This window comes from Methylobacterium sp. 275MFSha3.1, from assembly GCF_900108435.1.
Lineage (GTDB): Bacteria > Pseudomonadota > Alphaproteobacteria > Rhizobiales > Beijerinckiaceae > Methylobacterium.
Map to the genome: position 1 here is coordinate 82,885 of NZ_FNWP01000018.1, position 24,606 is coordinate 107,490.

Consider the following 24,606-nt stretch of genomic DNA (forward strand, 5'->3'; position numbering starts at 1 on the left):
ACGGCAGGCCGATAATCTGCCAGATCCGACAATCTTTGACAGATCTCGACAGGAAAATGTCTTGAGATCAATTATCCGTACGCGACCCGAAGGGCCCATCACTGATACGCCTGCTGAAGGTCGACCGTGCAATCCCGGCCGATCCGCTCGTAGTTCTCGGCGAGCCAGGCCTGCGCGGCGGCGCGGCCCTTGTCGCGCAGGCGCTTGAACACGGTCCAGCGCGCGTCGAGCTTGGAGGCGGCGTTGTAGTCCTCGAGGGCGTCGGTGCCGTCGATCCGGTGCACGAGGACCCGGCGGTACTGGCCCTGGCCGAGGGTGCCCTCCTCGATCAGCCCGTCGAGGAAGTCGATCGCCCGCAATTCGCGCATCAGATTCGCGTTGAACGTGATCTCGTTGAGCCGGTCGCGGATCTCGGCCTCCGTGCGCGGGGTCTCGCGCCGCTCCACGGGGTTGATCTGCACGAGCAGGATGTCGCGGGTCTGGGCGCCGCGGTGCAGGGGGTAGAGCGGCGGGTTGCCGAGATAGCCGCCGTCCCAGTAGGGCACGCCGTCGATCTCCACCGCCTGGAAGACCGTGGGCAGGCAGGCCGAGGCCATCAGGTGGTCGACGGTCAGGCGCTCGCGCTCGAACACCGCGAGCTTGCCGGTCCAGACGTTGGTCGCCGACACGAACAGGCCCGCCGTGTCGGCCTCGCGGAGGCGGTCGAAATCGACCTGCTCGGCGAGCGCCTTGCGCAGCGGATTGATGTTGAGCGGGTTCGACACGTAGGGGCTCGGCGCCAGCATCTTGGCCCAGAACTCGGCCACCGGGTTGCCTTTCCACAGGCTGAACAGGCCGCTCACGAGGTTGCGCTGGGCCGGCCCCAGGTCGCCGTCGAGGCTGACTTCGCGCCAGAACCGCTCCAGACCCTCGCGGGCCCCGTCCGGGCCGCCCTTCAGCCAGCCATCCACCAGGACGACGGCGTTCATCGCCCCGGCGCTCGCCCCCGTCACCGCCTCGAAGCCGAGGCGGCCGTCCTCGATGAGCGCGTCGAGCACGCCCCAGGTGAAGGCGCCGTGCGCGCCGCCGCCCTGGAGGGCGAGCGCCACCGGCTTCTCGAACTTGGGCCCGGCGAGCGCGGGGCCCGGCACCTGCGCCGGCTGCGCCTCGATCGCGTCGGTGACGGGCGATTCGGGAACGGCGGTGGCGGGGTTGTGCGGCTCGGCGCCACCGAATTGCTCGCTCATGTCAGCCTCCTGATCCACCACACAGATGGGATGCTGCTATGCAGCATCAACCGTGCGACGGGATCGCGGCGGGGTGCCCGCCCCGCGCCGGCACCTGTCCCGGCCCGAGCGAATCGGCAACAGCGTCCGACGAAAACCGGCTGGCGACGGCGGCGGGTGCCTCCAGGACGTGCAGGAAACTCGACATCCGCGCCCGGATACGACATGACAGCCGCGATGCTGTCCTGCGCGATGCTGCCCCGCGCGGCGCCGGGTTGACGCGGCGCCGGGTCGTCCGCAGCTAACCCGCGGCAGCCCCGAAGTTCCGGCGAGGCGTGTCCCCGGGACCGGCCCGGCAGCCGTTACGGCTCCGGCACCCGCGAGGCGCGCCCGCGAAAGTCCACGATGGAAGTCATGGAAGCCACCCGTTCCGAGAACCCCGCCGACAACCCGCTGGCCGGCGGCGGACCGGAGATCGCCGGCCCCGCCCCGCGCCACCGCACCGTCGGCGTCACGGTCGGTGAGGGCGAGGGCGCGGTCACCGTCGGCGGCGGCGCCCCGATCGTCGTCCAGTCGATGACCAACACCGACACGGCCGACATCGACGCCACGGTGGCGCAGGTCGCCCAGCTCGCCCGGGTCGGCTCGGAGCTCGTGCGCATCACAGTCGACCGCGACGAGGCGGCCGCCGCGGTGCCGAAGATCCGCGAGCGCCTCGACCGGATCGGCGTCCACGTGCCGCTGGTGGGCGACTTCCACTACATCGGCCACAAGCTGCTCGCCGACCACCCGGCCTGCGCCGAGGCGCTGGCCAAGTACCGGATCAACCCCGGCAACGTCGGCTTCAAGGACAAGAAGGACACGCAGTTCTCGGCGATCATCGAGCAGGCGATCAAGCACAACAAGACCGTGCGGATCGGCGCCAACTGGGGCTCGCTGGACGGCGAGCTGCTCACCCACCTGATGGACGAGAACGCCAAGGCGCCGCGGCCGATCGACGCCCGGGCGGTGATGCGCGAGGCGATGGTCCGCTCGGCGATCAGCTCGGCCGACCGCGCCGTGGAGCTCGGCCTGCCGCAGAACAAGATCATCCTCTCGGCCAAGGTCTCGGCGGTGCAGGACCTGATCGCCGTCTACCGCGAGGTGGCGCGCCGCTCGGACTACGCCATCCATCTCGGCCTCACCGAGGCCGGCATGGGATCGAAGGGTCTCGTGGCCGCCTCGGCCGCCATCGGCGTGCTGCTCCAGGAGGGGATCGGCGACACGATCCGGTACTCGCTGACCCCCGAGCCCGGCGGCGACCGGACCGTCGAGGTCAAGGCCAGCCAGGAACTCCTGCAGACCATGGGGTTCCGCACCTTCGTGCCGATGGTGGCGGCCTGCCCGGGCTGCGGCCGCACGACCTCGACCACGTTCCAGGAACTCGCCCGCGACATCCAGAACTGGATCGTCACCTCCATGCCGGAGTGGAAGAAGACCTATCCGGGCGTCGAGGGGCTGAACGTGGCCGTGATGGGCTGCATCGTGAACGGCCCGGGCGAATCGAAGCACGCCGATATCGGCATCTCGCTGCCCGGCACCGGCGAGACCCCGACCGCGCCGGTCTTCATCGACGGCAAGAAGGCGATGACGCTCCGCGGCCCGACGCTGGCCAAGGACTTCGAGACGATCGTGATCGACTACATCGAGCGCCGATTCGGCCAGGGCGGGAACCGCACCGCCGCCGAGTGACGGGCGGGCCGACGCGCAGGTCCCGCGAGACGGAGACCGCGTCGCCTCCCGCCGTCGCTCCGGGGCGCCGCGCGTCCGGTTAACGTTGGCGGCGTGGCCCGCCGTGCCGAGACCCAGCTCCGCGTTCTTCGCGGGTGCACACGGTTTCCGGGCGCACGAGGGCATGATAGCAAGGCCGCACGATCCCGCGAGCGGTCGGCCCGGTGGCCGGCCCGCACGGTTCGGCGGAGTCTTCGCGTTTTCTGCCCGGCCCCGACTGGCCCCTGAGCCGAACCGCGAAGCGCCGGCCACGCCCGAGCTTCCGACATCCGCATGAGCCAAACCTTCGCACCCGGCGTAGCCCCCCAGCCCGCGCCCGCAGCCCCCGATGCCGCGCGCGCGGCCGCCCAGGCCGCCGACGAGACCGGCGCCCCGGCGCCGACGCACGGGCCGGCCACCGCCGGCAGCCTCGACGCCCCCGAGAAGGCCGAGACCCAGCACGGCCATGCCGGGTTCTGGACGCTGCTGGTCGGCTCCGTCGGCGTCGTCTACGGCGATATCGGCACCAGCCCGCTCTACGCGTTCCGCGAGGCCCTGGTCCCGGCCCGGACCGACGGCATCCTGCTGCCCGAGGAGGTGATCGGCACCGTGTCGCTGATCCTCTGGGCCCTCTTCATGATCGTGACGGTCAAGTACGTCGCGATCCTGCTGCGCATGGACAACAACGGCGAGGGCGGCATCCTCTCGCTGATGGCGCTGGCCCGGAAGGCGCTCGGCGGCTCGCGCATCGTGTTCATGCTGGGGCTCCTCGGCGCCTCGCTGTTCTACGGCGACGCGGTGATCACGCCGGCGATCTCGGTCCTCTCGGCGGTGGAGGGCCTGAAGCTCGTCACGCCCGCCCTCGACGAGTACGTCCTGCCCATCACCGTGGTGATCATCGTCGCGCTGTTCCTCGTGCAGAACCGCGGGACCGGGAAGGTGGCGGCTTTCTTCGGGCCGGTGACCGTCGTGTGGTTCCTCGCCATGGCGCTCGCGGCGCTGCCGCACATCACCCTGCACCCGGAGGTGTTCCGCGCGCTCAATCCCTGGCACGCCGTGCACTACCTGCTCGGCCACGGCAGCGGCGCGCTGATCGCCCTGGGGGCGGTGTTCCTGGCGGTGACCGGGGCCGAGGCCCTGTTCGCCGATCTCGGCCATTTCGGCCGCAAGCCGATCCAGGTGGCCTGGATCTGCCTCGTCTTCCCGGCGCTCGCCCTCAACTATCTCGGGCAGGCGGCCCTGGTGCTGGAGAAGCCAGACACGGCCGATCCGTTCTTCCAGCTCGTGCCCGCCTGGGGCCTGCTGCCGATGGTGGTGCTCGCCACGATCGCCACCGTGGTGGCGAGCCAGGCGGTGATCACCGGCGCCTTCTCGCTGTCCCGGCAGGCGATCCAGCTCGGCCTGCTGCCGCGGCTAGAGATCCGACACACCTCCGAGTCGCATGCCGGCCAGATCTACCTGCCGCAGATCAACGCCCTCCTGATGTTCGGCGTGGTGCTGCTCGCCGTGCTGTTCAAGACCTCGTCGTCGCTGGCCTCGGCCTACGGCATCGCGGTGACCGGCACGATGCTGCTCACCGCCTCGCTGACCTTCCTAGTGATGTGGCGCATGTGGAAGTGGTCGCCGGTCGCGGCGGCCGCCGTGATGCTGCCCTTCATCGTCCTCGAGTTCCTGTTCCTGCTCTCCAACCTGATCAAGGTCGTGGAGGGCGGCTACGTGCCGCTGCTGCTCGCGGGCGGCCTCATCATCCTGATGTGGACCTGGGTGCGCGGGGTGACGATCCTGTTCAACAAGACCCGCAAGACCGACGTGCCGCTGGTCGAGCTGGTCGGCATGCTGGAGAAGAGCCCGCCCCACCACGTGCGCGGCACCGCGGTGTTCCTGACGAGCGATCCCGAGATCGCCCCGGCGGCGCTCCTGCACAACCTCAAGCACAACAAGGTGCTGCACGAGAAGAACGTGATCCTCACCGTCGAGACGGTGGACACACCGCGCTCGAACGAGGCCGACAAGGTGCGGCTCGAGCCGGTGGGCCCGCATTTCTACAAGGTCGTGATGAAATTCGGCTACATGGAGACGCCGAACATCCCGAAGACGCTGGTGCTGCTGCGCCGCCAGGGCTTCAAGTTCGACATCATGGCGACGTCGTTCTTCCTGTCGCGCCGCTCGATCCGGCCGGCGGCGCATTCGGGCATGCCGCTCTGGCAGGACCGGATCTTCATCACCCTCGCCAAGAACGCCAACGACGCGACGGACTTCTTCCAGATCCCGACCGGGCGCGTGGTGGAGGTCGGGACGCAGGTGACGGTCTGAGGGCCGCACGCTGGTGTAGATCGGCGGAAGGGCTTATCTACATCATGCCCGAGGGCCGACCGCATGCCGATCAACGTCAACAATCCCGAGGCCGACGCGCTGACACGCCGGTTCGCCGCCCTGGCGGGAGTCGGCATCACCGAGGCGATCGTCATCGCCATGCGTGAGGCGATCGAGCGCCGCCACCGGGAGGAGTCCCCGCGGGAGACCGCCGCACGGGTGCGCCAGAAGCACGGGGTCGCGCTCAGCGAGACCGCCCGCGTGCCTCTCGCGCGGGACGCGTATGACGCGATGTGGGAAAGCGCCTGATGTTCGTGGATGCGTCCGCGATGGTGGCCCTGCTCGCCGACGAGCCCGAGGCCGAGCGGATCTCCACGGCGCTCGCCTCGGCACACCAAAGCAGAACGTCGCCCGTTGCCGTCCTCGAAACGGTGCTGGCCCTCGCGCGGCCCGACAAGTTCGACATGACGGTCGAGGCGGTCGGGCCGATCGTCCTCGAATTTCTCGAGGCCAGGGGCATCGAGATCTGCGACCTGCCGCCGGCCAGCGAGACGACGGCGCTCGCCCTGTCGGCCGCGCATCGATACCGGGCCGGCCGCCACGGCCTCAACCTCGGCGATTGTCTCCACTACGCGGCGGCACGGTTCTACCGCACGCCGATCCTGGCCACGGCCGACGAGTTCCGCAGGACGGATCTGGAGACCGTGCCGTGACGGTCTGCGACCGACGTGCCTCGGTTGCATCCGGAATGGGTCAGTGCCAGGGGCTCTGAGTTGGACGCGAAACGCCGTCCTCGCGAGCGAAACGCCTGAGGATCGACACGCTATGTCGGGGCGTAACGATGCGTTCGCGCTTCGAACCAACCGCGGCCACGGCGCGCGGCTGACCGGGCCGCTGGCCTGAATCGACTGGCCCGCGTCTCCGCATCGATGGTCGCCCATGTGCGCCGCCGCACGCGGCATGCCCGGGGCGCAGAGGCTCGGGGATGACCGGCCGCGTCCCCGCGTTGCGCCGACCCCGCCGCGTGCCTTAGAATATTTATTATTCTGAGCTTGAGCGTTCGCCCCGCGGCCTGTCCGCACCGGGGAACGTGAGCCGGCTAAGCCGGCCGAGGCCCCCGGCCCGGCTCGGACCCGACTGATCGCCGCTCCGGCGCCGCCAGACAGGACGCAACGATGATCAAACTCACCGTGAACGGGGCTGCGCGCAGCTTCGACGGCGACCCCGACATGCCGCTGCTGTGGTACCTGCGGGACGAGCTCGGGCTCACCGGCACCAAGTTCGGCTGCGGCGTGTCGCTCTGCGGGGCCTGCACCATCCATCTCGGCGGCGCGGCGACCCGCGCCTGCATCACCCCGGTCTCGGCGGCCGCCGGCCAGGAGGTCGTGACTATCGAGGGTCTGTCGCCGGACGGCAACCATCCCGTGCAGGTGGCGTGGCGCGACCAGAACGTCGCCCAGTGCGGCTTCTGCCAGTGCGGCCAGATCATGCAGGCGGCCGCCCTCCTCAAGGACACGCCGAAGCCCACCGACGACGACATCGACACCACGATGAGCGGCAACATCTGCCGCTGCGGCACCTACCCGCGCATCCGCGCCGCGATCCATCAGGCCGCCGGCCAGACGGCGCCCGCCAGCAAGGGAGAGCGCCTGTGATCCACGACGCCAAGCTCACAGCTGAGCGCGCCGCCGGCACCACGCCGGCCCTCGACAACGTCAGCCGCCGCGGCATCCTCGGCGGCGCCGGCGCCCTGGTTCTGGCCCTCTCGCTGCGCCCGGCCCGGGCCGACGAGACCCAGACCCAGGAGCAGAAGGAGCAGAAGTTCGGCGCCGACGGCATGCCGCACGGCTGGCGCGACGACCCGAAGGTCTTCGTCGCGATCGCGCTGGACGGCACCGTCACCGTGACCAACCACCGCTCCGACATGGGCCAGGGCATCCGCACCTCGGTGGCCTTCACGGTCGCCGACGAGCTGGAGGCCGACTGGTCGAAGGTGAAGGTGGTCCAGGCCTGGGGCGACGAGACCCGCTTCGGCAACCAGGACACCGACGGCTCGCGCTCGACCCGCCACTTCTTCCAGCACTTCCGCCACGCCGGCGCCGCCGCGCGGCTGATGCTGATCCAGGCCGCCGCCAAGCAGTGGGGCGTGCCGGTCTCCGAGGTGACGGCCGTCAACCACACCCTGACCCACGCCAAGTCGGGCCGCACCCTCGGCTACGGCGCGGTCGCCAAGGCCGCCGCCGAGCTGCCGGTTCCGACCGACGTCAAGCTGAAGGACCCCAAGGACTTCCGCTACATCGGCACCGGCAAGGTCGGGCTGATCGACAACTTCGACATCACCACCGGCAAGGCGATCTACGGCCTCGACACCAAGCTCGACGGGATGCTGTACGCGGTCGTCGCGCGCCCGGCCGTCTACGGCGGCACGGTGAAGTCCTTCGACGACAGCGAGGCCAAGAAGGTCCCGGGCGTCGTGAAGATCTTCAAGATCGACGCCACCCCGATCCCCTCGGAGTTCATGCCGCTCGGCGGCGTCGCCGTGGTGGCCAAGAACACCTGGGCGGCCCTGAAGGCCCGGGACGCGCTCAAGATCACCTGGGACGATGGCCCGAACGCCGGCTACGATACCGACGCGTTCCGCAAGGAGCTGGAGGCCGCCGCGAGAAAGCCCGGCAAGGTCGTGCGCACGCAGGGCGACGTCGACGGCGCCATGGCCAAGGCCAAGACCAAGGTCCAGGCCGAGTACTTCGTGCCGCACCTCGCCCAGGCCCCCATGGAGCCCCCGGCTGCGGTAGCCCGGGTGAAGGACGGGTTCTGCGAGGCCTGGGCCTGCGTCCAGGGTCCGCAGGCCGCCAACGACCGCCTGATGAAGGCGCTCAAGCTGCCCGACGACAAGGTCAAGGTGAACGTCACGCTGCTCGGCGGTGGGTTCGGGCGCAAGTCGAAGCCCGATTACGTGGTCGAGGCGGCGCTCTGCTCGCAGGCCGTCGACGGCGCGCCGGTGAAGCTGGCCTGGACACGCGAGGACGACCTCCACCACGGCTTCTACCACACGATCTCGGTGGAGCGGCTGGAGGCCGGCCTCGACGACAAGGGCATGCCGGTGGCGTGGCTGCACCGCTCGGTGGCGCCGACGATCGGCTCGATCTTCGCGCCCGACCCGAAGCACGAGCTGCCGTTCGAGCTCGGGATGGGGCTGGTCAACACGCCGCTCGACATCCCGAACATGCGGCTGGAAAACCCCGAGGCCGCCGCGCATGCCCGCATCGGCTGGTTCCGCTCGGTGTCGAACATTCCGCACGCCTTCGCGATCCAGTCTTTCGTGTCGGAGCTGGCGCACGCCGCCGGCCGCGAGCCGAAGGAGTACCTGCTCGCGCTCATCGGACCCGATCGCAAGATCAGCCCGACCGAGATCGGCGACGTCTGGAACTACGGCGAGGACCCGAAGCGCTACCCGATCGAGACCGGCCGCCTGCGCGGCGTGATCGAGGCGGCCGCCAAGGGCGCGGGCTGGGGTCGCCAGATGCCCAAGGGCACCGGCCTCGGCATCGCCGGCCACTACAGCTTCGTCACCTACACGGCGGTGGCGGCCGAGGTGGAGGTCGACGACAAGGGCCAGGTCCAGGTGAAGGCGATCGACATCGCGGTCGATTGCGGCCCGCAGGTGAACCCGGAGCGCATCCGCTCGCAGATGGAGGGCGCCGTGGTCATGGGGATGGGGCTCGCCCTCACCTCCGAGATCACCTTCAAGCAGGGCCGGGCGGTCCAGAACAACTTCGACGGCTACGAGGTCCTCCGGATCGACGCAGCCCCGAAGGCGGTCCGCGTGCACTTGGTGCCGACCGGCCGCTGGGACGGGCCGCTCGGTGGCGTCGGCGAGCCCGGCGTGCCGCCGGTGGCGCCGGCCATCGCCAACGCGATCTTCGCGGCCACCGGCCGGCGGGTCCGGCAATTGCCGATCCGCGATCAGCTGAGCGCCTGAACCGTCACCCGTCGCGAGGCGTTGGGGCCGTGGGGAAACCCGCGGCCCCATTCTCTTGGAAAGTACTCGACCCGATGATGCGTCCCGCCCTGACGGCCTGCCTGACCCTGATCCTGACGGCGGCCCCCGCCCTCGCCTCGCCCTGCGGCGACCGGATCGAGGGCGTCTCCAAGCGGGTCCAGTCCGAGCTGACCCAGTCGATCTCCGCCTCGACCAGCGGCCAGGGTAACGCCGCCAAGCGCAGCGGCGAGGGTGTCACCGGGACGGAGGGCCAGCGGGCGAACGAGTCGCCGCAGGCGCCGCCGGAGAAGTCGGCCCAGGCCGGCCAGGGCGCGGACGCCGCCCAGCAGGCGAAGGTCGCCCTGGAAGAGGCGCGCACGGCGGATCAGAAAGGCGACGCGAAGGCGTGCGAGGCGGCGCTCACCCGCGCCGAGCAGCAGTTGAAGAAGGCACCCTGAGGGGCTGATACGCTTTCCGGTTGTCCGTTTCTGCCCCACCGTCTTTGCGAGCGGAGCGAAGCAACCCAGGGTCACGCCAAGCCTTCCGAGGTCGCGCTGCCCTGGGTCGCTTCGCTCATGATGACGGAGCGCGTAATACCCCAGCCTCCGTCAGGTCCGCGCCGGCCCGTCACGGTTGGCTCAGGGCCGGCCGCGAGGGCGATCCGATCCGCGTGACGTACGTCCGGGGAGAGCCCCGTCACTGCCCCAGCGCGCTGATCTCGATCACGAATTTCCGCCGCAGCGCCCGCGAGAAGTCGCCGTAGCCGGCGGCCGCCAGCAGGAACGCCCCCGGGCCGCCGATGACGTGCGCGCGGTACCACTGCTCCAGGCCCGTGCGCTCCTGCGGCAGCGGCGTCGGGAGCAGGCCGTAGCCGGGCGCCCGGTAGGCCCCGGCCCCGACCACGTCGTTCTCGCCCGGCACCAGGATCGGCAGGCCGTTGACCGTCGCGCCGGTGTCGAGCAGTGACCGGTGCGCCTCCGCGAGGCTGTCGGCGTCGGTGCAGTTGTCGATCCCGTCGCCGGAGACGTCGACCACCACGCGCTCGGCCGGGACCGGGAGCGCCGGGAGCACGGCGGCGGTCACGGTGCGAAACATCTGGCCGAGGCAGGTGAACTCGCCCGCCTGGCGCGGCGTCGCCCGCACCAGGGCCGCGGCCGCCGCGGCATCGGCCCGGCCGGCGATCCGCCGCCAACCGACCGCGAGGGTCGCCCGGTCCGCCCAGGTGACCATCGCGAACAGGATCCCGCCCGGATTGCCGGTGATCGCGCCGAGGACCGACGGATCCTCCAGAGCCTCGGCGATGCCCTCCATCTGCAGCCGGAAGCGCGCCTCGTCGACGGATTGCGACACGTCCACGGAGACGACCAGCGCGGTGGCGACGCTCTCGGGCGCGGCCTGAACGGGCTCGGGTGTGGCAGGCGCGAGCCCGAGGAGCAGCAGGACGGCGCCCCGCAGGACGCCGCGGCGGATCCGTCGCGAACCCGTCCGCATCATCGACCTCGGCGCTCCCGGAAGGCGCGGCCGTGCGGCCGTCGCGCATCCGTTAGGCCACGTTTCGGCGTCGCGCGAAACCGGCCTTTCGGGGGGCCCGCCGCGCGGACCCACCCGTCGGACCGACGCGCCGCGGGGCAGGCCCGGATGCGCGTCGGCAGGGTGTGGTTCGGGCGCGAAGCCCGGCCCCGGTGAGGAAGGTTCGCTCCGGCGGCGGTGGCCCGCTCATCTCGGAGGTTGCCCGTCCTCCGGCCCCGTCCCTGGGCCGGCCGCGGGGTCGTCGAGGGCGGCCTCGGCCGCCCCGGAAGCTGCCTCAGGCCGCCGCGGCGGCGAGGGCGTGCGGGTTGCCGTTCAGGCCGGCGCAGAGATCGTCGATCTCGGCGAGGTCCAACGCCTCGCCGGCCCGGCCGGCGATGGTGTCGATCAGGTGATCCTGACGGGGGTCGAACGGATGACCCTGCATCCGGTAGAACTGGTAATAGCGCAGTGCCGCCAGGACGGTGTCACGCTCGCGGTCGGTTACGGTGAAGTGCTGCATGGGTAGTTGCTTCCCCTTGTGGCTTCAACGAACGCTCGGGTAGGCCGCGACGCCGATCCCGAGCTTGACTGTTGTAACCCGTGGGCAACTGCCCGACCAGTTCTTGACAGCTCGCGCCGATGTGATTCGCGTCATTTAAGATTTTGATCCTGGCCCGGTCCGGCGGATCACGGGCCGAGAAACCCCGTTCGCACAACAGGTTGGCGAGCCCGAAGGCGAACGCCGCGTGGTCGGCCCCGTCCGCGGCCGGCCCCGAATCCCCGCCGTCGGCCGGTCGCCCCGCTAGAGGCCGAGCTCGTCGAGGTAGCGCGGCAGCGCGACGCTCGCCGGCCCGTAGCGGGTCGCGTCGAAGGCGTCGGCGTTGTCGGACGGCTCCAGGTTGACCTCGCAGGTCGGGATGCCGAGGGCCTGGGCCTGCCGCACGTAGCCGGCGGCCGGGTAGACCGCCCCCGACGTCCCCACGGCCACGAACAGGTCGGCCTCGGCCAGCGCAGCCTCGATCGCGTCGCGATGCATCGGCATCTCGCCGAACCAGACCACGTCCGGCCGCATCCGGCCCGGAGTGCTGCAGGTGGGGCAGCTGTCCGCCCGGCTCAGATCGGCGCGCCACGGGGTGACCGCGCCGCAGGCGCAGCAGCGCGCCTTGAGCAGCTCGCCGTGCATGTGGGTGACCGCCCGCGAGCCGGCCCGCTCGTGCAGGTCGTCGACGTTCTGGGTGCACAGGAACAGCCGCCCGCCCCGGTCGGCGATCCGCGCCTCGGCCCGCGCCAGAGCGAAGTGCGCGGCGTTCGGCTCGGCCGCGACCACGCCGCGGCGGCGATGGTCGTAGAAGTCGAGCACCGTGTCGGGATCGGCCGCGTAGGCCTCCGGGGTGGCGAGCTTCATCGGGTCGAACCGCGCCCAGATCCCGCCGCGGTCGCGGAACGTGCCGAGCCCGCTCTCGGCCGAGACGCCGGCCCCGGTCAGCACGAAGATCGTCTTGGGATGGTCCGTCACGCGCGGCTCCTGTTCGCCTGAGAATGGCCGGATATGTCCGCTGGTTGGCGGTGCGGTTTCTTTCCCGCTGCGTCCCACCGGTGAATGCTGCGGCTCGCTTCACTGAGCGGGAGACACGAAATGTCCGATGTTGCGCTGCTGGTCATCGATGTCCAGGAATCCTTCCGGCACAGGCCCTTCTGGAACGACGCCGATGTCCCGCCCTTCACCGCGCGCCTGCAGGCGCTCATCGACGGCGCCGCCGCGCGGCGGATCCCGGTCCTGCAGGTCTTCCATCTGGCCGAGAGCGGACCGTTCTCGATCGCGTCCGGCCACGTCCGCACCCTCGAGCCGGTCGTGATCGCGCCGACGGCCACCTTCCACAAGCGCCGGCACAGCGCCCTGGTCGAGACCGGCCTGCCCGGCTGGCTGACCCAGCACGGCATCCGCCGGCTGATCGTGTCGGGCATCCGGACCGAGCAGTGCTGCGAGACCACGGCCCGCCACGCCTCCGACAGCGGCTGGCAGGTCGACTACGTGACGGAGGCCACCCTGACCTTCGCCATGACCCACCCGGACGGCCGCCGCTTCGACGCGGACGAGATCAAGGCCCGCACCGAGCTGGTTCTGACCGACCGGTTCGCCCGGATCGCCACCGTGGACCAGGCGCTGGCCGGCCCGGACCTGCCGGTCGCCGCGTGAGCGGGACGGCGCGGCACATCCCGGTCCTCGTGGTCCTGCCGCCGCGCGCGCTGCTGCTCGACCTCGCCGGCCCGCTGGAGGTGCTGCGGATCGCCGGCACCGTCCAGGACCGGGTCGGCTTCGCGGTGGCGTACGCGGCACCGCGGGCGCTCACCCGCTGCTCGATCGGGCTCGACCTGGGCGGTGCCGGACCGTTGCCGGAGACGGTGGCGGACGGGACGGTCGTGCTCCTGCCGGGCTCCGCCACGCAGGTGCTCGGCGACGGGCCGGCCGGAGCGCCCGACGCCGACGCGGAGGCCGAGATCGTCGCGTGGCTGCGCGTCGCGGTCCGGCCGGGCCACATCGTGGCGACCGTCTGCGAGGGCGCGCTTCTCGCGGCGCGGGCCGGGCTCCTCGACGGCTACGTCTGCACCACCCACCATGCCAGCTGCGACCGGCTGAGGGCGGCGGCCCCCGAGGCCCGAGTCGTGGACAACCGCCTGTTCGTGCAGGACCGCGACCGGTTCAGCAGCGCCGGCGTCACGGCCGGCATCGACCTGATGCTGCACCTCGTGGCGGAGTGGGCGGGCCCGGCTACGGCGGTCGCCGTCGCGCGGACGCTCGTCGTGTACATGCGGCGCGGGCCCGACGATCCCCAACTCTCGCCCTGGCTCGAGGGGCGCAGCCATCTGCACCCGGCGGTCCACCGGGCCCAGGACGCGATCGCCGCCGACCCGGCCCGGGACTGGTCGCCGGCGCTGCTCGGCCGGGTCGCGGGCGCGAGCCCGCGCAACCTCGCGCGACTGTTCCGGCTCCACGCCGGCATGACCGTGACAAACGCGGTCAACCGGTCCCGCGTCGCGCTGGCCCGGGAGCTGATCGCGCAGAGCGACCTCGGCCTGGAGCAGGTCGCCGAGCGCGCCGGCTTCGGCTCCGCCCGGCACATGCGCCGCGTCTGGCGGCAGTTCCACGCAGCGGCGCCGTCGCGCCTGCGTGCCGGACCCGCGGACGGAGCGTCCGCGCCGGTCCGACCGAGGCACCCCGCGAGACACCCGTCCTTGCGAGCGGAGCGAAGCAATCCAGGGTAGCGCTCCGCTTTCCGGCGTCGCGCGCCCCGGGGTCACGTCGCTGCGCTCGTGATGACGGGAGAGCGACGACGGCCGAAGGCTTCGGCTGGAACCGCATGCGTCAGGCCGTGCCGCTCGCGGCCCGCTGGACCCGAACATCGGCCTGTGACCTCCTGCCGTGCCGAACCGGTCAGCCCGAATCGGCGCGGACCGTGCATCGGCCCGGCGCGCCCGCTGGCGCGGAGGAGTGAGCGGCATGCCCGAATTCGACCTTGCCATCCGGGGCGGCACGGTGGTCACGGCGAGCGACACGGTCCGGGCCGATATCGGCGTGCGCGGCGGGCGGGTCGTCGCGGTGGCCGAGGGTATCGCCGACGCCGCCCGGGTGATCGACGCCTCCGGCCTGCTGGTCCTGCCGGGCGGCATCGACAGCCACGTCCACATCGCCCAGGATTCCGGCCCCGGCATCGTCATGGCCGACGACTTCGCCAGCGCCACCCGGGCGGCGGCGGCCGGCGGCACCACCTGCGTGATGCCCTTCGCGCTCCAGCCCCGGGGCGCCTCGCTGCGCGGCGCCGTCGACGCCTACCGGGCCAGCGCCGAGGGCCAGTGCCACGTCGACGTGGCGATCCACATGATCATCTCGGACCCGACCGAGGCGGTGCTCGGCCAGGAGCTGCCGGCTCTGGTGGCCGACGGCTACACCTCGTTCAAGGTCTTCATGACCTACGACGACCTCGTGCTGAACGACCGCCAGCTCCTCGACGTGTTCCACGTCGCGCGGCGGCAGGGCGCCCGGGTCATGGTCCACGCCGAGGGCTACGACGCGATCCGCTACCTCAGCGAGCGACTGGAGCGGGCGGGCGAGACCCGGCCCTACGGCCACGCCCTGTCGCGTCCCGAGATCGTCGAGCGGGAGGCGGCCCACCGGGCGATCAGCCACGCGGAGCTGATCGACCTGCCGATCGTCATCGTCCACGTCTCGGGCCGCGAGGCCACCGAGCAGATCGCCTGGGCGCAGGGGCGGGGCCTGAAGATCCGGGCCGAGACCTGCCCGCAATACCTCACCCTCACGGCCGAGGACATGAAGGGTCTCGGCCAGGAGGATCTCATGGCGGGGGCGAAGTACGTCTGCTCGCCGCCGACGCGGGACGTCGAGAGCCAGGAGGCGGTGTGGTCGGGGATCCGCCGCGGGATCTTCGACGTGATCTCGTCCGACCATTGCCCGTTCCGCTACGACGATCCGCAGGGCAAACTGAACCCGCGGGGGAAGACCTCCTTCCGCTGGATCCCGAACGGCATTCCCGGCATCGAGACGCGGCTGCCGGTGTTCTTCTCGGAGGGGGTCTCGAAGGGGCGGATCAGCCTCAACCAGTTTGCCGCGCTCACCGCCACGAACCACGCGAAGCTCTACGGGCTCTACCCGCGCAAGGGCTCGATCGCCCCGGGCTTCGACGCCGACCTGACCCTGTGGGACCCGAACCGGCGCGAGACCATCCGCCAGGCGAACCTGCACCACGGCTCCGACTACACGCCCTGGGAAGGCTTCGACGTCACCGGCTGGCCGGTCATGACCATCGCGGGCGGGCAGGTCATCGCCGAGGACGGCCGGGTCCTGTCCGAGCCGGGGCGCGGGCGGGTGCTCGACCGGGCCGTCGATCCGGCCGAGCGGCGGGACGCCTGACGGCCGCGCTGGCCCGCCGCTTGCCTGCAGCTCCCGGGGGAGAACCGCATGGACGTCGAGCTGATCGGCCTGACCAAGCGCTACGGCGCGGCCATTGCGGTCGACCGCATCGACCTGAAGGTGCCGTCCGGCGCCTATTGCTGCCTGCTCGGCCCCTCCGGCTGCGGCAAGACCACGACGCTCCGGATGATCGGCGGGCACGAGCGCGCCAGCGCGGGCGACGTGGTGATCGGTCCGAAGGCGGTGGGCGACGCCGCCCCGGCCGAGCGCGGCACCGCCATGATGTTCCAGAGCTACGCGCTGTTCCCGCATCTCGACGCGCGCGACAACGTCGCCTTCAGCCTCAAGATGCGCGGGATCGGCAAGGCGGAGCGCCGGACCAAGGCGATGGCCATGCTCGACCTCGTGCAGATGGGCCACCTCGCCGGGCGCCTGCCGGCCCAGCTCTCGGGCGGCCAGCAGCAGCGCGTGGCCCTCGCCCGCGCCCTCGTCACCGGCCCGAAGGTGCTGCTCCTCGACGAGCCGCTCTCCGCCCTCGACCCGTTCCTGCGGGTGCGGATGCGGGTCGAGCTGAAGCGGATCCAGACCGAGCTCGGGCTCACCTTCATCCACGTCACCCACAGCCAGGAGGAGGCGATGGCGCTCTCCGACCTCGTGGTGGTGATGAATGCCGGCCGGATCGAGCAGGCTGCCGACCCGCGCACCGTGTTCGAGCGCCCGGCCACCGCCTTCGTGGCCCGGTTCATCGGCGGCCACAACGTGATCCGGCTGCCGGAGGGGCTCGTCGCCGTTCGGGCGGACCGGATGCGGCTCGGCGCCGAGGCCGGCCCCGCCGCGCGGCCGGCCCGGGTGGTGGCCGTCGAGTACCAGGGCACCAGCGTCCATGTCGGCCTCGACGCCGAGGGGCTGGAGCGCGCGCCCGAGAGCCCCGCCGCCCTCACGGCGATCCTCAGCGACGCGGAGTTCGCGGCCCGCCCGCTCCGCCCCGGCGACATGATCCCGGTCGGCTGGGACGCTTCAGCCGCCCACCGCCTCGACGCCTAACGGAGACCACCATGGACCTGCCCCAGAAGCCGAGCCGGCGCACGCTCCTGAAGGGGGCCGCCGCGCTCGCCGCGACGCCGGTGACCGGCTTCCCGGCGGTGCACGCCGCCGAGCCCGTGACACTGCGCTATCTCGGCACCGCGGTGAACCAGTCCGCCGACATCGCCAAGAAGGTGAAGGAGGATCTGGGCATCACCCTCGAATACATTCCGGTGGTGACCGACGAGGTGACCAAGCGGGCGGTCACCCAGCCGAACTCCTTCGACCTGATCGACACCGAGTATTTCAGCCTCAAGAAGATCCTGCCCTCCGGCAACCTGCAGGGCATGGACGCCAAGCGGATCAAGCTCGCCGACAAGATCTCTTCGGTCTTCACCAAGGGCGAGGTCGCGGGCAAGAAGATCGGCGACCAGGGCACGGCGCCCAAGAAGGTCTTCTACCTGGAGGGCATCGATTCCAAAAAATTTGCCGGCGAACAGACCGGTTGGATCTCTCTGATCCCCACCGTCTACAACGCCGACACGCTGGGCATCCGGCCGGACCTGATCAAGGTGCCTGTCACGAGCTGGAAGGAGCTCCTGAACCCGGCCTTCAAGGGCAAGGCCTCGATCCTTAACATCCCGTCGATCGGCATCATGGACGCCGCCATGGTGGTGGAGGCGACCGGCGACTACACCTACGGCGACAAGGGCAACATGACGAAGCCCGAGATCGACCGCACCATCAAGGTGTTGATCGAGGCCAAGCGCGCCGGCCAGTTCCGGGCCTTCTGGCAGGACTTCAACGAATCCGTGAACCTGATGGCCTCGGGCGAGACGGTGATCCAGTCGATGTGGTCGCCCGCCGTCACCAAGGTGCGGGCGCAGGGCGTGCCCTGCACCTACCAGCCGCTGAAGGAGGGCTACCGGGCCTGGGCCTCGGGCTTCGGCATCCCCAAGACGCTGAGCGGCCGGAAGCTCGACGCGGCCTACGACTTCATCAACTGGTTCCTGTCCGGCTGGGCCGGGGCGTACCTCAACCGGCAGGGCTACTACTCCGCCGTGCTGGAGACCGCCCAGGCGAACATGCAGCCCTACGAGTGGGCCTTCTGGATGGAGGGGAAGCCCGCCGAGAAGGACATCCTCGGCCCCGACGGCACCCTGATCGAGAAGGCCGGCGCCACCCGCGACGGCGGCTCCTTCGACGCGCGGATGGGCGCGGTCGCCTGCTGGAACGCCGTGATGGACGAGAACACCTACATGGTGCGCAAGTGGAACGAGTTCATCGCGGCGTGAGGGCGGTGCGCGCCGCCTCCCCGCCCTCCTCTCTCCAAGGGCACTCGGAGACGCCCATCCGGCGCAGCGACGCGGCCGCCGGGTGGAACGCGGGTCCCCTCTCCCGTGCGGGAGAGGGGGCGCTTCGCGCCTCGCGGGGTCCGCGAAGGGGACCGGCTGCGCCGGCGCGCGGCGGGCAAATCCGATGACCGATCTCGCCCTGCCCGCCGCCGCGACTGCCGAGCGGACCGCGGCGCCCGCCGTCGCGGCGCGCCCGCGCGGCCGCGCCCTCGCCTACCTCCAGGCCGCGCCGCTGGCCCTCGTCTTCCTGGTCTTCCTGGTGGTGCCGCTGGTGCTCACCGGGATCGTCTCGCTCTGGGAATACAACGAGTACGAGATCATCCCGGCGCTCACCCTGCAGAACTACGCCGACGTGTTCGACGGCTGCCTGTCGGCCGACCTCTGCACGACCGTGCGCACCTACCTGTCGACGGTGAAGTTCGTCGTGCTGACGCTGGCGATCACGCTGCCGCTGGGCTTCGCCATCGCGTACTTCCTGGCCTTCCACGTCCGCTCCGGCACGGTGCGGATGGGCCTGTTCCTGCTCTGCACGATCCCGTTCTGGACCTCGAACGTGATCCGCATGATCTCGTGGATCCCGCTGCTCGGCCGCAACGGCCTCGTCAACGACACGCTGCGCACCCTCGGGCTGATCCGCGAGCCGATCGAGGGCCTGCTCTATTCCGACTTCGCGGTGGTCCTGGCCTTCGTGCACCTCGACACGGTGTTCATGATCGTGCCGATCTTCAACAGCCTCGCGCGCATCGACCGGCGGCTGATCGAGGCGGCGCGCGACGGCGGCGCGTCGGGCGCGCAGATCCTCTGGAACGTGATCCTGCCGCTCGCCAAGCCCGGCATCGCCATCGGGACGATCTTCGTGACGACCCTGGTGATGGGCGACTTCGTCACCGTGGGCGTGATGGGCGGCCAGCAGATCGCCAGCGTCGGCAAGGTGATCCAGGTGCAGATGTCCTACCTGCAGTTCCCGGCCGCCGCCGCCAACGCCGTGGTGCTGCTCGCCGCCGTGCTGCTGATGATCCTGGGGCTCACCCGGATGATCGATCTCCGGCGGGAGCTGTAGCGATGGACCAGCCCCGCGGCCGCGCCTTCTACCTGCTGGCGGCAGTCTTCGCCCTCTACGTGCTGTTCCTCTACGGGCCGACGCTGACGATCCTGGCGCTCAGCTTCCAGGGCCCGTCCGGCGGTCTAACCTTCCCGATGAACGGCGTCTCGACCCACTGGTTCGCCAAGCTGTGGGAAGGCGTCGGCGTGATCGACATCTGGGCGGCGCTGCGGCGCTCGCTGGCCCTCGGCCTCGTGGTCATGGCGCTCACCGTGGGAATCGCATTCTACGCGGGCCTCGCCTTCCGGAAGGGGTTTCGCGGGGCCGGCCTCGTCTTCGCCCTGGCGGTCTCGAGCCTGATCGTGCCCTCGATCGTGGTCTCGCTGGGCATCGGCCGAGAGTTCCGGCTCCTCGACGACGCCGTGAAGGCGCTCGCCGCCGCCACCGGCTGGGGTTTCCTGCAGGATCACGGCACGCTGATGGGCCTCTACAGCTCGGCGCTGGGCGCGCATCTCACCTGGACCCTGCCCTTCGGCCTGCTGATCATGTTCGCGGTGTTCAACCGGTTCGACCCGGCCTACGAGGAGGCCGCCCGCGACCTGGGCGCCAGCGGCCCGCAGACGCTCCGGCACGTGGTGGTGCCGATCCTCGCGCCTGCGCTCGTCGGCGTCGCGCTGTTCGGCTTCACCCTGTCGTTCGACGAGCTCGCCCGCACCAGCCAGGCGATCGGCGGCCGCAACACCCTGCCGCTGGAGTTGCAGGGCCTGACCACCACGGTGACGACGCCGGAGATCTACGCCCTCGGCACGGTCACCACGGCCGTCTCGGCGCTGGTGATCGGGACCGCGCTCGGCCTGACCCTGTGGCTGCAGAAGCGCCGGGCGCGGCGGGCACTGGCGGGCCTGTGATCGATGCCGGACGGCCGGGCCGCCGCGGGTCGGCGGCGCCGCCGCATTGCCAATCCGCCCCCGCCCGTGTATGCGCACGGCGCGCCCCCGAGACACCCTTGGAGGCAGGGGCGCGCCGGGAAGGATGTGGCCGTCCGCCAGGGGCGGCCTTTTCGTTTTCCGGCTCCAGCAATCGTAAAGGATCACGCCATGAGCGCTGTGAAGACGCTTGAGGCCGTGGCACGCGACCGGGTCGGCAAGGGGGCCGCCCGGGCCGTTCGTCGCCAGGGCCAGATTCCCGCCGTCATCTACGGGGGTGGCCAGCCGCCGCAATCCATCGCGGTCGACCTCATCCGCACCCGCACCCTGATCTACGCCGGCGGCTTCAAGACCACGCTGTTCGAGATCAACGCCGGCGGCAAGAAGGTCCGCGCGATCCCGCGCGACTTCCAGCTCGACCCAGTGACCGGCGTGCCGCTGCACGTCGACTTCCTGCGCGTCGTCTCGGGCCAGACCGTCACGGTCGAGGTGCCGGTGCACTTCGTCAACGAGGACGCGGCCCCCGGCATCAAGAAGCTCGGCGGCACCCTCAACATCGTGGCCCACACGCTGAGCCTCGACGTCGCCCCCGACCAGATCCCGGACGCGATCGAGGTCGACCTGACCGGCCGCGCGATCGGCGACGTCATCCACGTCTCCGACATCAAGATCCCGGCCGGCACCTACACCGGCGAGCAGACCGACCCGGTGGCCAACATCGTGCCGCCGACCGTGCTGGGTGCCGAGGTGGAGGCCGAGGAGGCCGCCATCGCCGAGGCGCAGTCGGCCGAGGCCGCCGAGGAGAAGGCCGAGGAGTCCGCCGAGGACGAGAAGAAGGACGGCGAGGAGGCCTGAGCCTCAGCGCCACCCGTCACGCGACGCGAGAGCCCCGGCCCTGCCGGGGCTCTCTGCGTTTCGGCTTGATGTCAGGGATAGAGCCGCGCCCGGCTCCAGCCAGCGCCCGTCCGGGTGAAGCGGACCCGGTCGTGCAGGCGGAAATCGCCGTTCTGCCAGAACTCGACGCTCACCGGCGCGATCCGGAATCCGGTCCAGTGCTCCGGCCGGGGGATCGGCCCGTCGCCGTAGCGCTCGGACAGCTCCGCCACGGCGTTCATCAGCGTGGCGCGGTCGGCCAGCGGGCGGGATTGCTGGCTGGCGATCGCCCCGAGCCGGCTCTCGCGGCGGCGGCTCTGGAAATACGCGTCGGCCTCCGCGGCCGTGACCGGCGTGATCGGCCCGCGGGCCCGCACCTGCCGGCGCAGGCTCTTCCAGTGCAGCACCAGGGCCGCCTGGGGGTTCTGCGCCAGCTCCTCCCCCTTGGTGGACTGCGTGTTGGTGTAGAAGACGAAGCCTCGGGCGTCGAAGTCCTTCAGCAGGACCATTCGCACGTCCGGCAGCCCGTCCGATCCGGCGGTGGCGAGCGCCATCGCGTTCGCGTCCTCGGGCTCGGAGGCCTCGGCCTCCTTCATCCAGGCCGCGAACAGCCCGACGGGGTCCTCGCTCAGCGTGAAGTCCGCGCTCTTCGGGTCATCGGTCCTTAACTGATCCACGCCAAGACTCCTGCCAGCCGCGTCCAGGGCCTGAGGGGGCACCGACATCGGCATGTTCGGTCGAGCGAATAGCCCGTCGTGAGTCAGGTGTAATGCGGGGATGCGCGTGTAAAGGGCCAAGCCGGCGGTCGCGCATCTGCGCGTCCGTGTCGGTGGTGTCGATGGCGATGGCGATGGCCCTGTGCGGCTGCAGCCAGCCCCTGCTGGTCTTCCGGGGCGATCCGCCGGCGGCGCCGCCGCGCGTCGTCGAGGAGCCGACCGTCACCGGCAGCATCGAGAAGCGGCCCGTGAGCTTCGGGGACGACCTCGCCGAGGAGGATTGGCGCCGGGCGCGGGCCGCCCTCGGCGTCGCCCTGGATCCACAGGGCAACGGGCGGCCGGTCAAGTGGGACAACCCGGAGACCGGGCTTCACGGGTCGGTCAACCCGACCGGGCTCCCGTACGTCTCGGACGAGCTGATCTGCCGCAACTTCCTGGCATCGGTGATCGCGCCGACCCGCAGCCGCTTCGTCCGCGGCACCGGCTGCAAGCTCTCGGGCGGACCGTGGACGCTCAAGCGCGTCCGGGCCGCGAGCGGCCTCGGACGCTCCTGAACGACGAGGCCGTCGCGCGACGGCCTCCGCGGATCGCCTCAGTAAGGGTAGCCGTAGTACGGCCGCACGCGCAGGCGCGGCTGCGCGGCCGGCGGCGCCGCGTAGCGGGCCGCGGCCTCCGGATCGTAGGTCCGGATATAGGGGTCGAGGGCCGGGTCGCGGTAATTGCCGTTGTTGACCCCCGCCGAGCGATCGTTGCCGCTCAGCGCCGCGTAGGGCGAGAGGCCGCTCCCGCTGTCGCCGCCGCCACCGCCACCGCCGCCCCAGGCGAAGGCCGTTCCGGGAATGGCGGCGAGGAGCATCGCCGCGAGGGGCATCGTCAGCGTCTTGCGCGTCATGTCCTGTCTCCGCACCACGTCCTTGACTGGCGAACGGTCCAGCTGGAGGTGGGGTTCCCCACGGCGAACTGCCACCGCCTCGCGACACTGTATCACGACCCGCCAACACGCGTTTATTTGATGGACGGCGTTTCGATTTTTTCGGTTCATCCTCCAGAAATCGTCCCGCACGTTAAGCTTGAACCTGTAGACAGTCACGCGGCCGTGCTTGATCGTGGCGCGGCGTAACAGCATTCGAGCCCGGCTCGACCGTATCGAGGGTCGAGGCCGGGCGCATCTTGGGTCTGGCCGCCGTGAGCGTCGATACGAAATCCGGCACGCGGGGCGCGGGGCTGACCGGCTGATGGAGCGGGTGATCGGAGGCGCGGACCGGCCGTCGGCAACCGGTGGCCGGGCTCCCGCCCGGACGGAGCCGTCGTCTTCCGGGACGCGCGCCCGCACCCGGACCATCGTCGTGCGGCTCGACCGCCGGTCCCTGCGCGGCTGGCACATCCGGCTCCTCGACCAGCTCGGGCAGCGGCCCGACCATCGGATCCGCGTCGCCTGGGTCGAGCACGCGGAGGGCCTGCCGCCGAACGCGGAGCTCCTGTTCCGCCTGGAGGCCGCCATCCACGGCCTGCCGCGGCCGGGTCTGGCGACCGCGGCGGAGCCGGTGGCCCTCGCCCCCTACGAGGCGGGCCCCGACGGGGCGGAGCCCGGCGGGAGCGCTGCCGACCTCGTCCTCGACCTCTCGGACAGCCCCGCGGATCCGGGCGCGGAGCCCGCCTGGCGGCTCGATTATGATGGGATGCCGGGCGAGGCCGGCCTCCTCGCCGCCCTGTTCGCCCACGGGGCGCCGGTGGCGGCCCTGCGCGGTCCGGACGGTGCGCCGGTGGCGATCGGCCGCCTCGGCACGGAATCGCACACGGTGATGCTCGCGGCCTTCGAGGGCTACCTCGCGCGGACCATCACGCTGATCCTCGCCGCCCTGGACGGCGCCGCCTCGACGGCGCTCCCCGACGGCGCCGGAGCACCCCTGCGGCCGGCGGCCGCCTACGACCTCGGTGGCCTGGGCGCCCGCCGCCGGGCCGCCGGGGGGCTCGCCCGGCAGATCGCCCGCCGGCTCTACGCCCTCTGCTTCCACGGCCCGCACTGGCGGGTGGGCTGGCGGAGGATCGTCGGCCCCGACCTGATCGACCTGCGCCGGCATCCCGAGGGCGGCTGGCAGGTCCTTCCCGACGACGGGCGCCGCTTCTACGCCGACCCCTTCGCGATCGCCCGGGACGGCGCCGTGACCCTGTTCGTGGAGGAATTCGACTACCGCCGCGGCAAGGGCGTGATCGCCGCGGTGGATTTCGGGGCGAACGGCCCCCGCGGCCGCCCGGAGCCGGTGCTCGAGCTCGAGACCCACCTCTCCTACCCGTTCGTGTTCGAGGCGGACGGGCAGGTCTGGATGATCCCGGAATCCCACGCCTCCGGGACGATCGACCTCTACCGGGCCACCGACTTCCCGCGCGGGTGGGTCCACGAGGCGGTTCTCCTCGACGGGGTCGTGGCCGGGGACGCGACCCTGCTGCAGCACGGCGGCCGCTGGTGGATGTTCGCCACGGTCCGGGCCGGCGGCGGCAGCTACTCCGACACGCTCCATCTCTGGCACGCGCCGCATTTCCGCGGGCCCTGGACCCCGCACCGGCACAACCCGGTGCTGATCGATATCGGCTCCGCCCGGGCCGCGGGCCCGATCGTGGCGCGCGACGGCGGCCTGATCCGGCCCGTCCAGGATTGCCGCCAGGGCTACGGCGCGGCGCTCGGCCTCGCCCGGATCCTGCGCCTCGACGAGGAGGCCTACGCGCAGCGGGTCGAGACGCGCCTGTGCCCGGGCGCGGCCTGGCCGGGCACGCGCCTGCACATGCTGAGCGCCGCCGGCGGCTTCGAGTTCATCGACGGATCGCACCGGGCGCGCCCCCGCCTCTTGGGCTGAGCGCGTCTCTGGGCTGAGCGCGTCTCTGGGCTGAGCGCGCCTCTCGGGCCGAGCCGCGGCCGAACCGCCCCGCGCGGGCCCGTCGGTGCCGAACGGCACCCGCTTACGGCTCGCATCCCGGCCCCGTGCGCGCT

General features: G+C 71.4%; 23 protein-coding genes. 17 read left to right on the forward strand and 6 right to left on the reverse strand.

Annotated features, from left to right (window positions below):
- Positions 1–98: 98 nt before the first annotated feature.
- Positions 99–1,226 carry a patatin-like phospholipase family protein gene (locus tag BLW78_RS20850; RefSeq protein WP_091681822.1) on the reverse strand — a complete coding sequence of 376 codons (1,128 nt, stop codon included), beginning with the start codon at positions 1,224–1,226 and terminating at the stop codon, positions 99–101.
- Positions 1,227–1,610: 384 nt separating this feature from the next.
- On the opposite strand from BLW78_RS20850, the gene ispG reads away from it, so the two are divergent.
- The 7 genes from ispG (at position 1,611) to BLW78_RS20885 (ending at position 9,707) form a co-directional block, all read left to right on the forward strand.
- A complete protein-coding gene (ispG, locus tag BLW78_RS20855) occupies positions 1,611–2,936 on the forward strand; it encodes a flavodoxin-dependent (E)-4-hydroxy-3-methylbut-2-enyl-diphosphate synthase (protein WP_026605032.1) in 1,326 nt (441 codons plus the stop codon).
- Positions 2,937–3,248: 312 nt separating this feature from the next.
- Entirely contained in the window at positions 3,249–5,267 is a 2,019-nt protein-coding gene (locus BLW78_RS20860) for a potassium transporter Kup (RefSeq protein WP_091681824.1), read from the forward strand.
- Between the two features lie 63 nt (positions 5,268–5,330).
- On the forward strand, positions 5,331–5,576 hold the full coding sequence (locus tag BLW78_RS20865; RefSeq protein WP_091681826.1) for a type II toxin-antitoxin system VapB family antitoxin: 246 nt from the start codon (positions 5,331–5,333) through the stop codon (positions 5,574–5,576).
- Positions 5,576–5,980 (forward strand): type II toxin-antitoxin system VapC family toxin, encoded by a 405-nt coding sequence (locus tag BLW78_RS20870; RefSeq protein WP_091681827.1) that lies wholly within the window; start codon positions 5,576–5,578, stop codon positions 5,978–5,980. Before BLW78_RS20865 ends, BLW78_RS20870 begins: the two co-directional genes overlap by 1 nt.
- 462 nt (positions 5,981–6,442) lie before the next feature.
- The gene (locus tag BLW78_RS20875; protein WP_020093844.1) at positions 6,443–6,922 is read left to right on the forward strand and encodes a (2Fe-2S)-binding protein; all 480 of its coding nucleotides are present in this window, start codon (positions 6,443–6,445) and stop codon (positions 6,920–6,922) included.
- A complete protein-coding gene (locus tag BLW78_RS20880; protein WP_091681829.1) occupies positions 6,919–9,249 on the forward strand; it encodes a xanthine dehydrogenase family protein molybdopterin-binding subunit in 2,331 nt (776 codons plus the stop codon). Before BLW78_RS20875 ends, BLW78_RS20880 begins: the two co-directional genes overlap by 4 nt.
- Positions 9,250–9,323: 74 nt before the next feature.
- Positions 9,324–9,707, forward strand: coding sequence for a hypothetical protein (locus BLW78_RS20885; protein WP_091681831.1), 384 nt, complete (start codon positions 9,324–9,326; stop codon positions 9,705–9,707).
- Between the two features lie 238 nt (positions 9,708–9,945).
- On the opposite strand, the gene BLW78_RS20890 is transcribed toward BLW78_RS20885, so the two are convergent.
- The 3 genes from BLW78_RS20890 to BLW78_RS20900 all read right to left on the reverse strand — a co-directional run bounded on the left by BLW78_RS20890 (position 9,946) and on the right by BLW78_RS20900 (position 12,274).
- Positions 9,946–10,740 (reverse strand): DUF1194 domain-containing protein, encoded by a 795-nt coding sequence (locus BLW78_RS20890; protein ID WP_091681903.1) that lies wholly within the window; start codon positions 10,738–10,740, stop codon positions 9,946–9,948.
- Between the two features lie 313 nt (positions 10,741–11,053).
- Positions 11,054–11,278 carry a hypothetical protein gene (locus tag BLW78_RS20895; protein WP_012320868.1) on the reverse strand — a complete coding sequence of 75 codons (225 nt, stop codon included), beginning with the start codon at positions 11,276–11,278 and terminating at the stop codon, positions 11,054–11,056.
- A gap of 282 nt (positions 11,279–11,560) precedes the next feature.
- Positions 11,561–12,274, reverse strand: coding sequence for an SIR2 family NAD-dependent protein deacylase (locus BLW78_RS20900; protein WP_091681832.1), 714 nt, complete (start codon positions 12,272–12,274; stop codon positions 11,561–11,563).
- Positions 12,275–12,394: 120 nt separating this feature from the next.
- Between BLW78_RS20900 and BLW78_RS20905 the strand changes: the two genes are divergently transcribed.
- The 8 genes from BLW78_RS20905 to BLW78_RS20940 all read left to right on the forward strand — a co-directional run bounded on the left by BLW78_RS20905 (position 12,395) and on the right by BLW78_RS20940 (position 20,886).
- Positions 12,395–12,955, forward strand: a complete 561-nt coding sequence (locus BLW78_RS20905; protein ID WP_091681834.1) for an isochorismatase family protein — start codon at positions 12,395–12,397, stop codon at positions 12,953–12,955.
- Positions 12,952–14,022 (forward strand): GlxA family transcriptional regulator, encoded by a 1,071-nt coding sequence (locus tag BLW78_RS20910; RefSeq protein WP_091681835.1) that lies wholly within the window; start codon positions 12,952–12,954, stop codon positions 14,020–14,022. The genes BLW78_RS20905 and BLW78_RS20910 overlap by 4 nt, the downstream gene beginning before the upstream one ends.
- 235 nt (positions 14,023–14,257) lie before the next feature.
- Complete coding sequence (hydA, locus tag BLW78_RS20915; protein WP_091681837.1) at positions 14,258–15,685, forward strand: dihydropyrimidinase; 1,428 nt, start codon at positions 14,258–14,260, stop codon at positions 15,683–15,685.
- A gap of 48 nt (positions 15,686–15,733) precedes the next feature.
- Positions 15,734–16,729: an ABC transporter ATP-binding protein gene (locus BLW78_RS20920; RefSeq protein WP_091681839.1), complete on the forward strand. Its 996-nt coding sequence runs from the start codon at positions 15,734–15,736 to the stop codon at positions 16,727–16,729.
- Positions 16,730–16,740: 11 nt separating this feature from the next.
- Positions 16,741–18,003: an ABC transporter substrate-binding protein gene (locus BLW78_RS20925; RefSeq protein WP_091681841.1), complete on the forward strand. Its 1,263-nt coding sequence runs from the start codon at positions 16,741–16,743 to the stop codon at positions 18,001–18,003.
- Positions 18,004–18,187: 184 nt separating this feature from the next.
- On the forward strand, positions 18,188–19,123 hold the full coding sequence (locus BLW78_RS20930) for an ABC transporter permease (protein WP_091681842.1): 936 nt from the start codon (positions 18,188–18,190) through the stop codon (positions 19,121–19,123).
- Between the two features lie 2 nt (positions 19,124–19,125).
- Positions 19,126–20,013: an ABC transporter permease gene (locus BLW78_RS20935; RefSeq protein ID WP_091681844.1), complete on the forward strand. Its 888-nt coding sequence runs from the start codon at positions 19,126–19,128 to the stop codon at positions 20,011–20,013.
- A gap of 189 nt (positions 20,014–20,202) precedes the next feature.
- Positions 20,203–20,886: a 50S ribosomal protein L25/general stress protein Ctc gene (locus tag BLW78_RS20940; RefSeq protein WP_091681845.1), complete on the forward strand. Its 684-nt coding sequence runs from the start codon at positions 20,203–20,205 to the stop codon at positions 20,884–20,886.
- A 71-nt stretch (positions 20,887–20,957) separates the two neighbouring features.
- On the opposite strand, the gene pdxH is transcribed toward BLW78_RS20940, so the two are convergent.
- A complete protein-coding gene (gene pdxH / locus BLW78_RS20945) occupies positions 20,958–21,581 on the reverse strand; it encodes a pyridoxamine 5'-phosphate oxidase (protein ID WP_020093857.1) in 624 nt (207 codons plus the stop codon).
- A gap of 161 nt (positions 21,582–21,742) precedes the next feature.
- Here pdxH and BLW78_RS20950 point away from each other — a divergent pair, with 161 nt between their 5' ends.
- Positions 21,743–22,174 (forward strand): RT0821/Lpp0805 family surface protein, encoded by a 432-nt coding sequence (locus tag BLW78_RS20950; protein ID WP_331298221.1) that lies wholly within the window; start codon positions 21,743–21,745, stop codon positions 22,172–22,174.
- 38 nt (positions 22,175–22,212) lie between these two features.
- On the opposite strand, the gene BLW78_RS20955 is transcribed toward BLW78_RS20950, so the two are convergent.
- A complete protein-coding gene (locus BLW78_RS20955; protein WP_020093859.1) occupies positions 22,213–22,512 on the reverse strand; it encodes a hypothetical protein in 300 nt (99 codons plus the stop codon).
- A gap of 343 nt (positions 22,513–22,855) precedes the next feature.
- Between BLW78_RS20955 and BLW78_RS20960 the strand changes: the two genes are divergently transcribed.
- A complete protein-coding gene (locus BLW78_RS20960) occupies positions 22,856–24,472 on the forward strand; it encodes a glucosamine inositolphosphorylceramide transferase family protein (protein ID WP_091681849.1) in 1,617 nt (538 codons plus the stop codon).
- The last annotated feature ends 134 nt before the right edge of the window (positions 24,473–24,606 follow it).

What these genes read in the sequence shown, in the direction of transcription:
- BLW78_RS20865 (WP_091681826.1), top strand. Translation starts at nt 5,331, where the DNA reads ATGCCGATCAACGTCAACAATCCCGAGGCCGACGCGCTGACACGCCGG.
- BLW78_RS20895 (WP_012320868.1), bottom strand. Translation starts at nt 11,278, where the DNA reads ATGCAGCACTTCACCGTAACCGACCGCGAGCGTGACACCGTCCTGGCG.
- BLW78_RS20935 (WP_091681844.1), top strand. Translation starts at nt 19,126, where the DNA reads ATGGACCAGCCCCGCGGCCGCGCCTTCTACCTGCTGGCGGCAGTCTTC.
- BLW78_RS20960 (WP_091681849.1), top strand. Translation starts at nt 22,856, where the DNA reads ATGGAGCGGGTGATCGGAGGCGCGGACCGGCCGTCGGCAACCGGTGGC.
- BLW78_RS20930 (WP_091681842.1), top strand. Translation starts at nt 18,188, where the DNA reads ATGACCGATCTCGCCCTGCCCGCCGCCGCGACTGCCGAGCGGACCGCG.
- hydA (WP_091681837.1), top strand. Translation starts at nt 14,258, where the DNA reads ATGCCCGAATTCGACCTTGCCATCCGGGGCGGCACGGTGGTCACGGCG.
- BLW78_RS20850 (WP_091681822.1), bottom strand. Translation starts at nt 1,226, where the DNA reads ATGAGCGAGCAATTCGGTGGCGCCGAGCCGCACAACCCCGCCACCGCC.
- BLW78_RS20940 (WP_091681845.1), top strand. Translation starts at nt 20,203, where the DNA reads ATGAGCGCTGTGAAGACGCTTGAGGCCGTGGCACGCGACCGGGTCGGC.
- BLW78_RS20870 (WP_091681827.1), top strand. Translation starts at nt 5,576, where the DNA reads ATGTTCGTGGATGCGTCCGCGATGGTGGCCCTGCTCGCCGACGAGCCC.
- ispG (WP_026605032.1), top strand. Translation starts at nt 1,611, where the DNA reads ATGGAAGTCATGGAAGCCACCCGTTCCGAGAACCCCGCCGACAACCCG.
- BLW78_RS20885 (WP_091681831.1), top strand. Translation starts at nt 9,324, where the DNA reads ATGATGCGTCCCGCCCTGACGGCCTGCCTGACCCTGATCCTGACGGCG.
- BLW78_RS20955 (WP_020093859.1), bottom strand. Translation starts at nt 22,512, where the DNA reads ATGACGCGCAAGACGCTGACGATGCCCCTCGCGGCGATGCTCCTCGCC.
- BLW78_RS20950 (WP_331298221.1), top strand. Translation starts at nt 21,743, where the DNA reads ATGGCGATGGCGATGGCCCTGTGCGGCTGCAGCCAGCCCCTGCTGGTC.
- BLW78_RS20920 (WP_091681839.1), top strand. Translation starts at nt 15,734, where the DNA reads ATGGACGTCGAGCTGATCGGCCTGACCAAGCGCTACGGCGCGGCCATT.
- BLW78_RS20925 (WP_091681841.1), top strand. Translation starts at nt 16,741, where the DNA reads ATGGACCTGCCCCAGAAGCCGAGCCGGCGCACGCTCCTGAAGGGGGCC.
- BLW78_RS20875 (WP_020093844.1), top strand. Translation starts at nt 6,443, where the DNA reads ATGATCAAACTCACCGTGAACGGGGCTGCGCGCAGCTTCGACGGCGAC.
- BLW78_RS20890 (WP_091681903.1), bottom strand. Translation starts at nt 10,740, where the DNA reads ATGCGGACGGGTTCGCGACGGATCCGCCGCGGCGTCCTGCGGGGCGCC.
- BLW78_RS20860 (WP_091681824.1), top strand. Translation starts at nt 3,249, where the DNA reads ATGAGCCAAACCTTCGCACCCGGCGTAGCCCCCCAGCCCGCGCCCGCA.
- BLW78_RS20905 (WP_091681834.1), top strand. Translation starts at nt 12,395, where the DNA reads ATGTCCGATGTTGCGCTGCTGGTCATCGATGTCCAGGAATCCTTCCGG.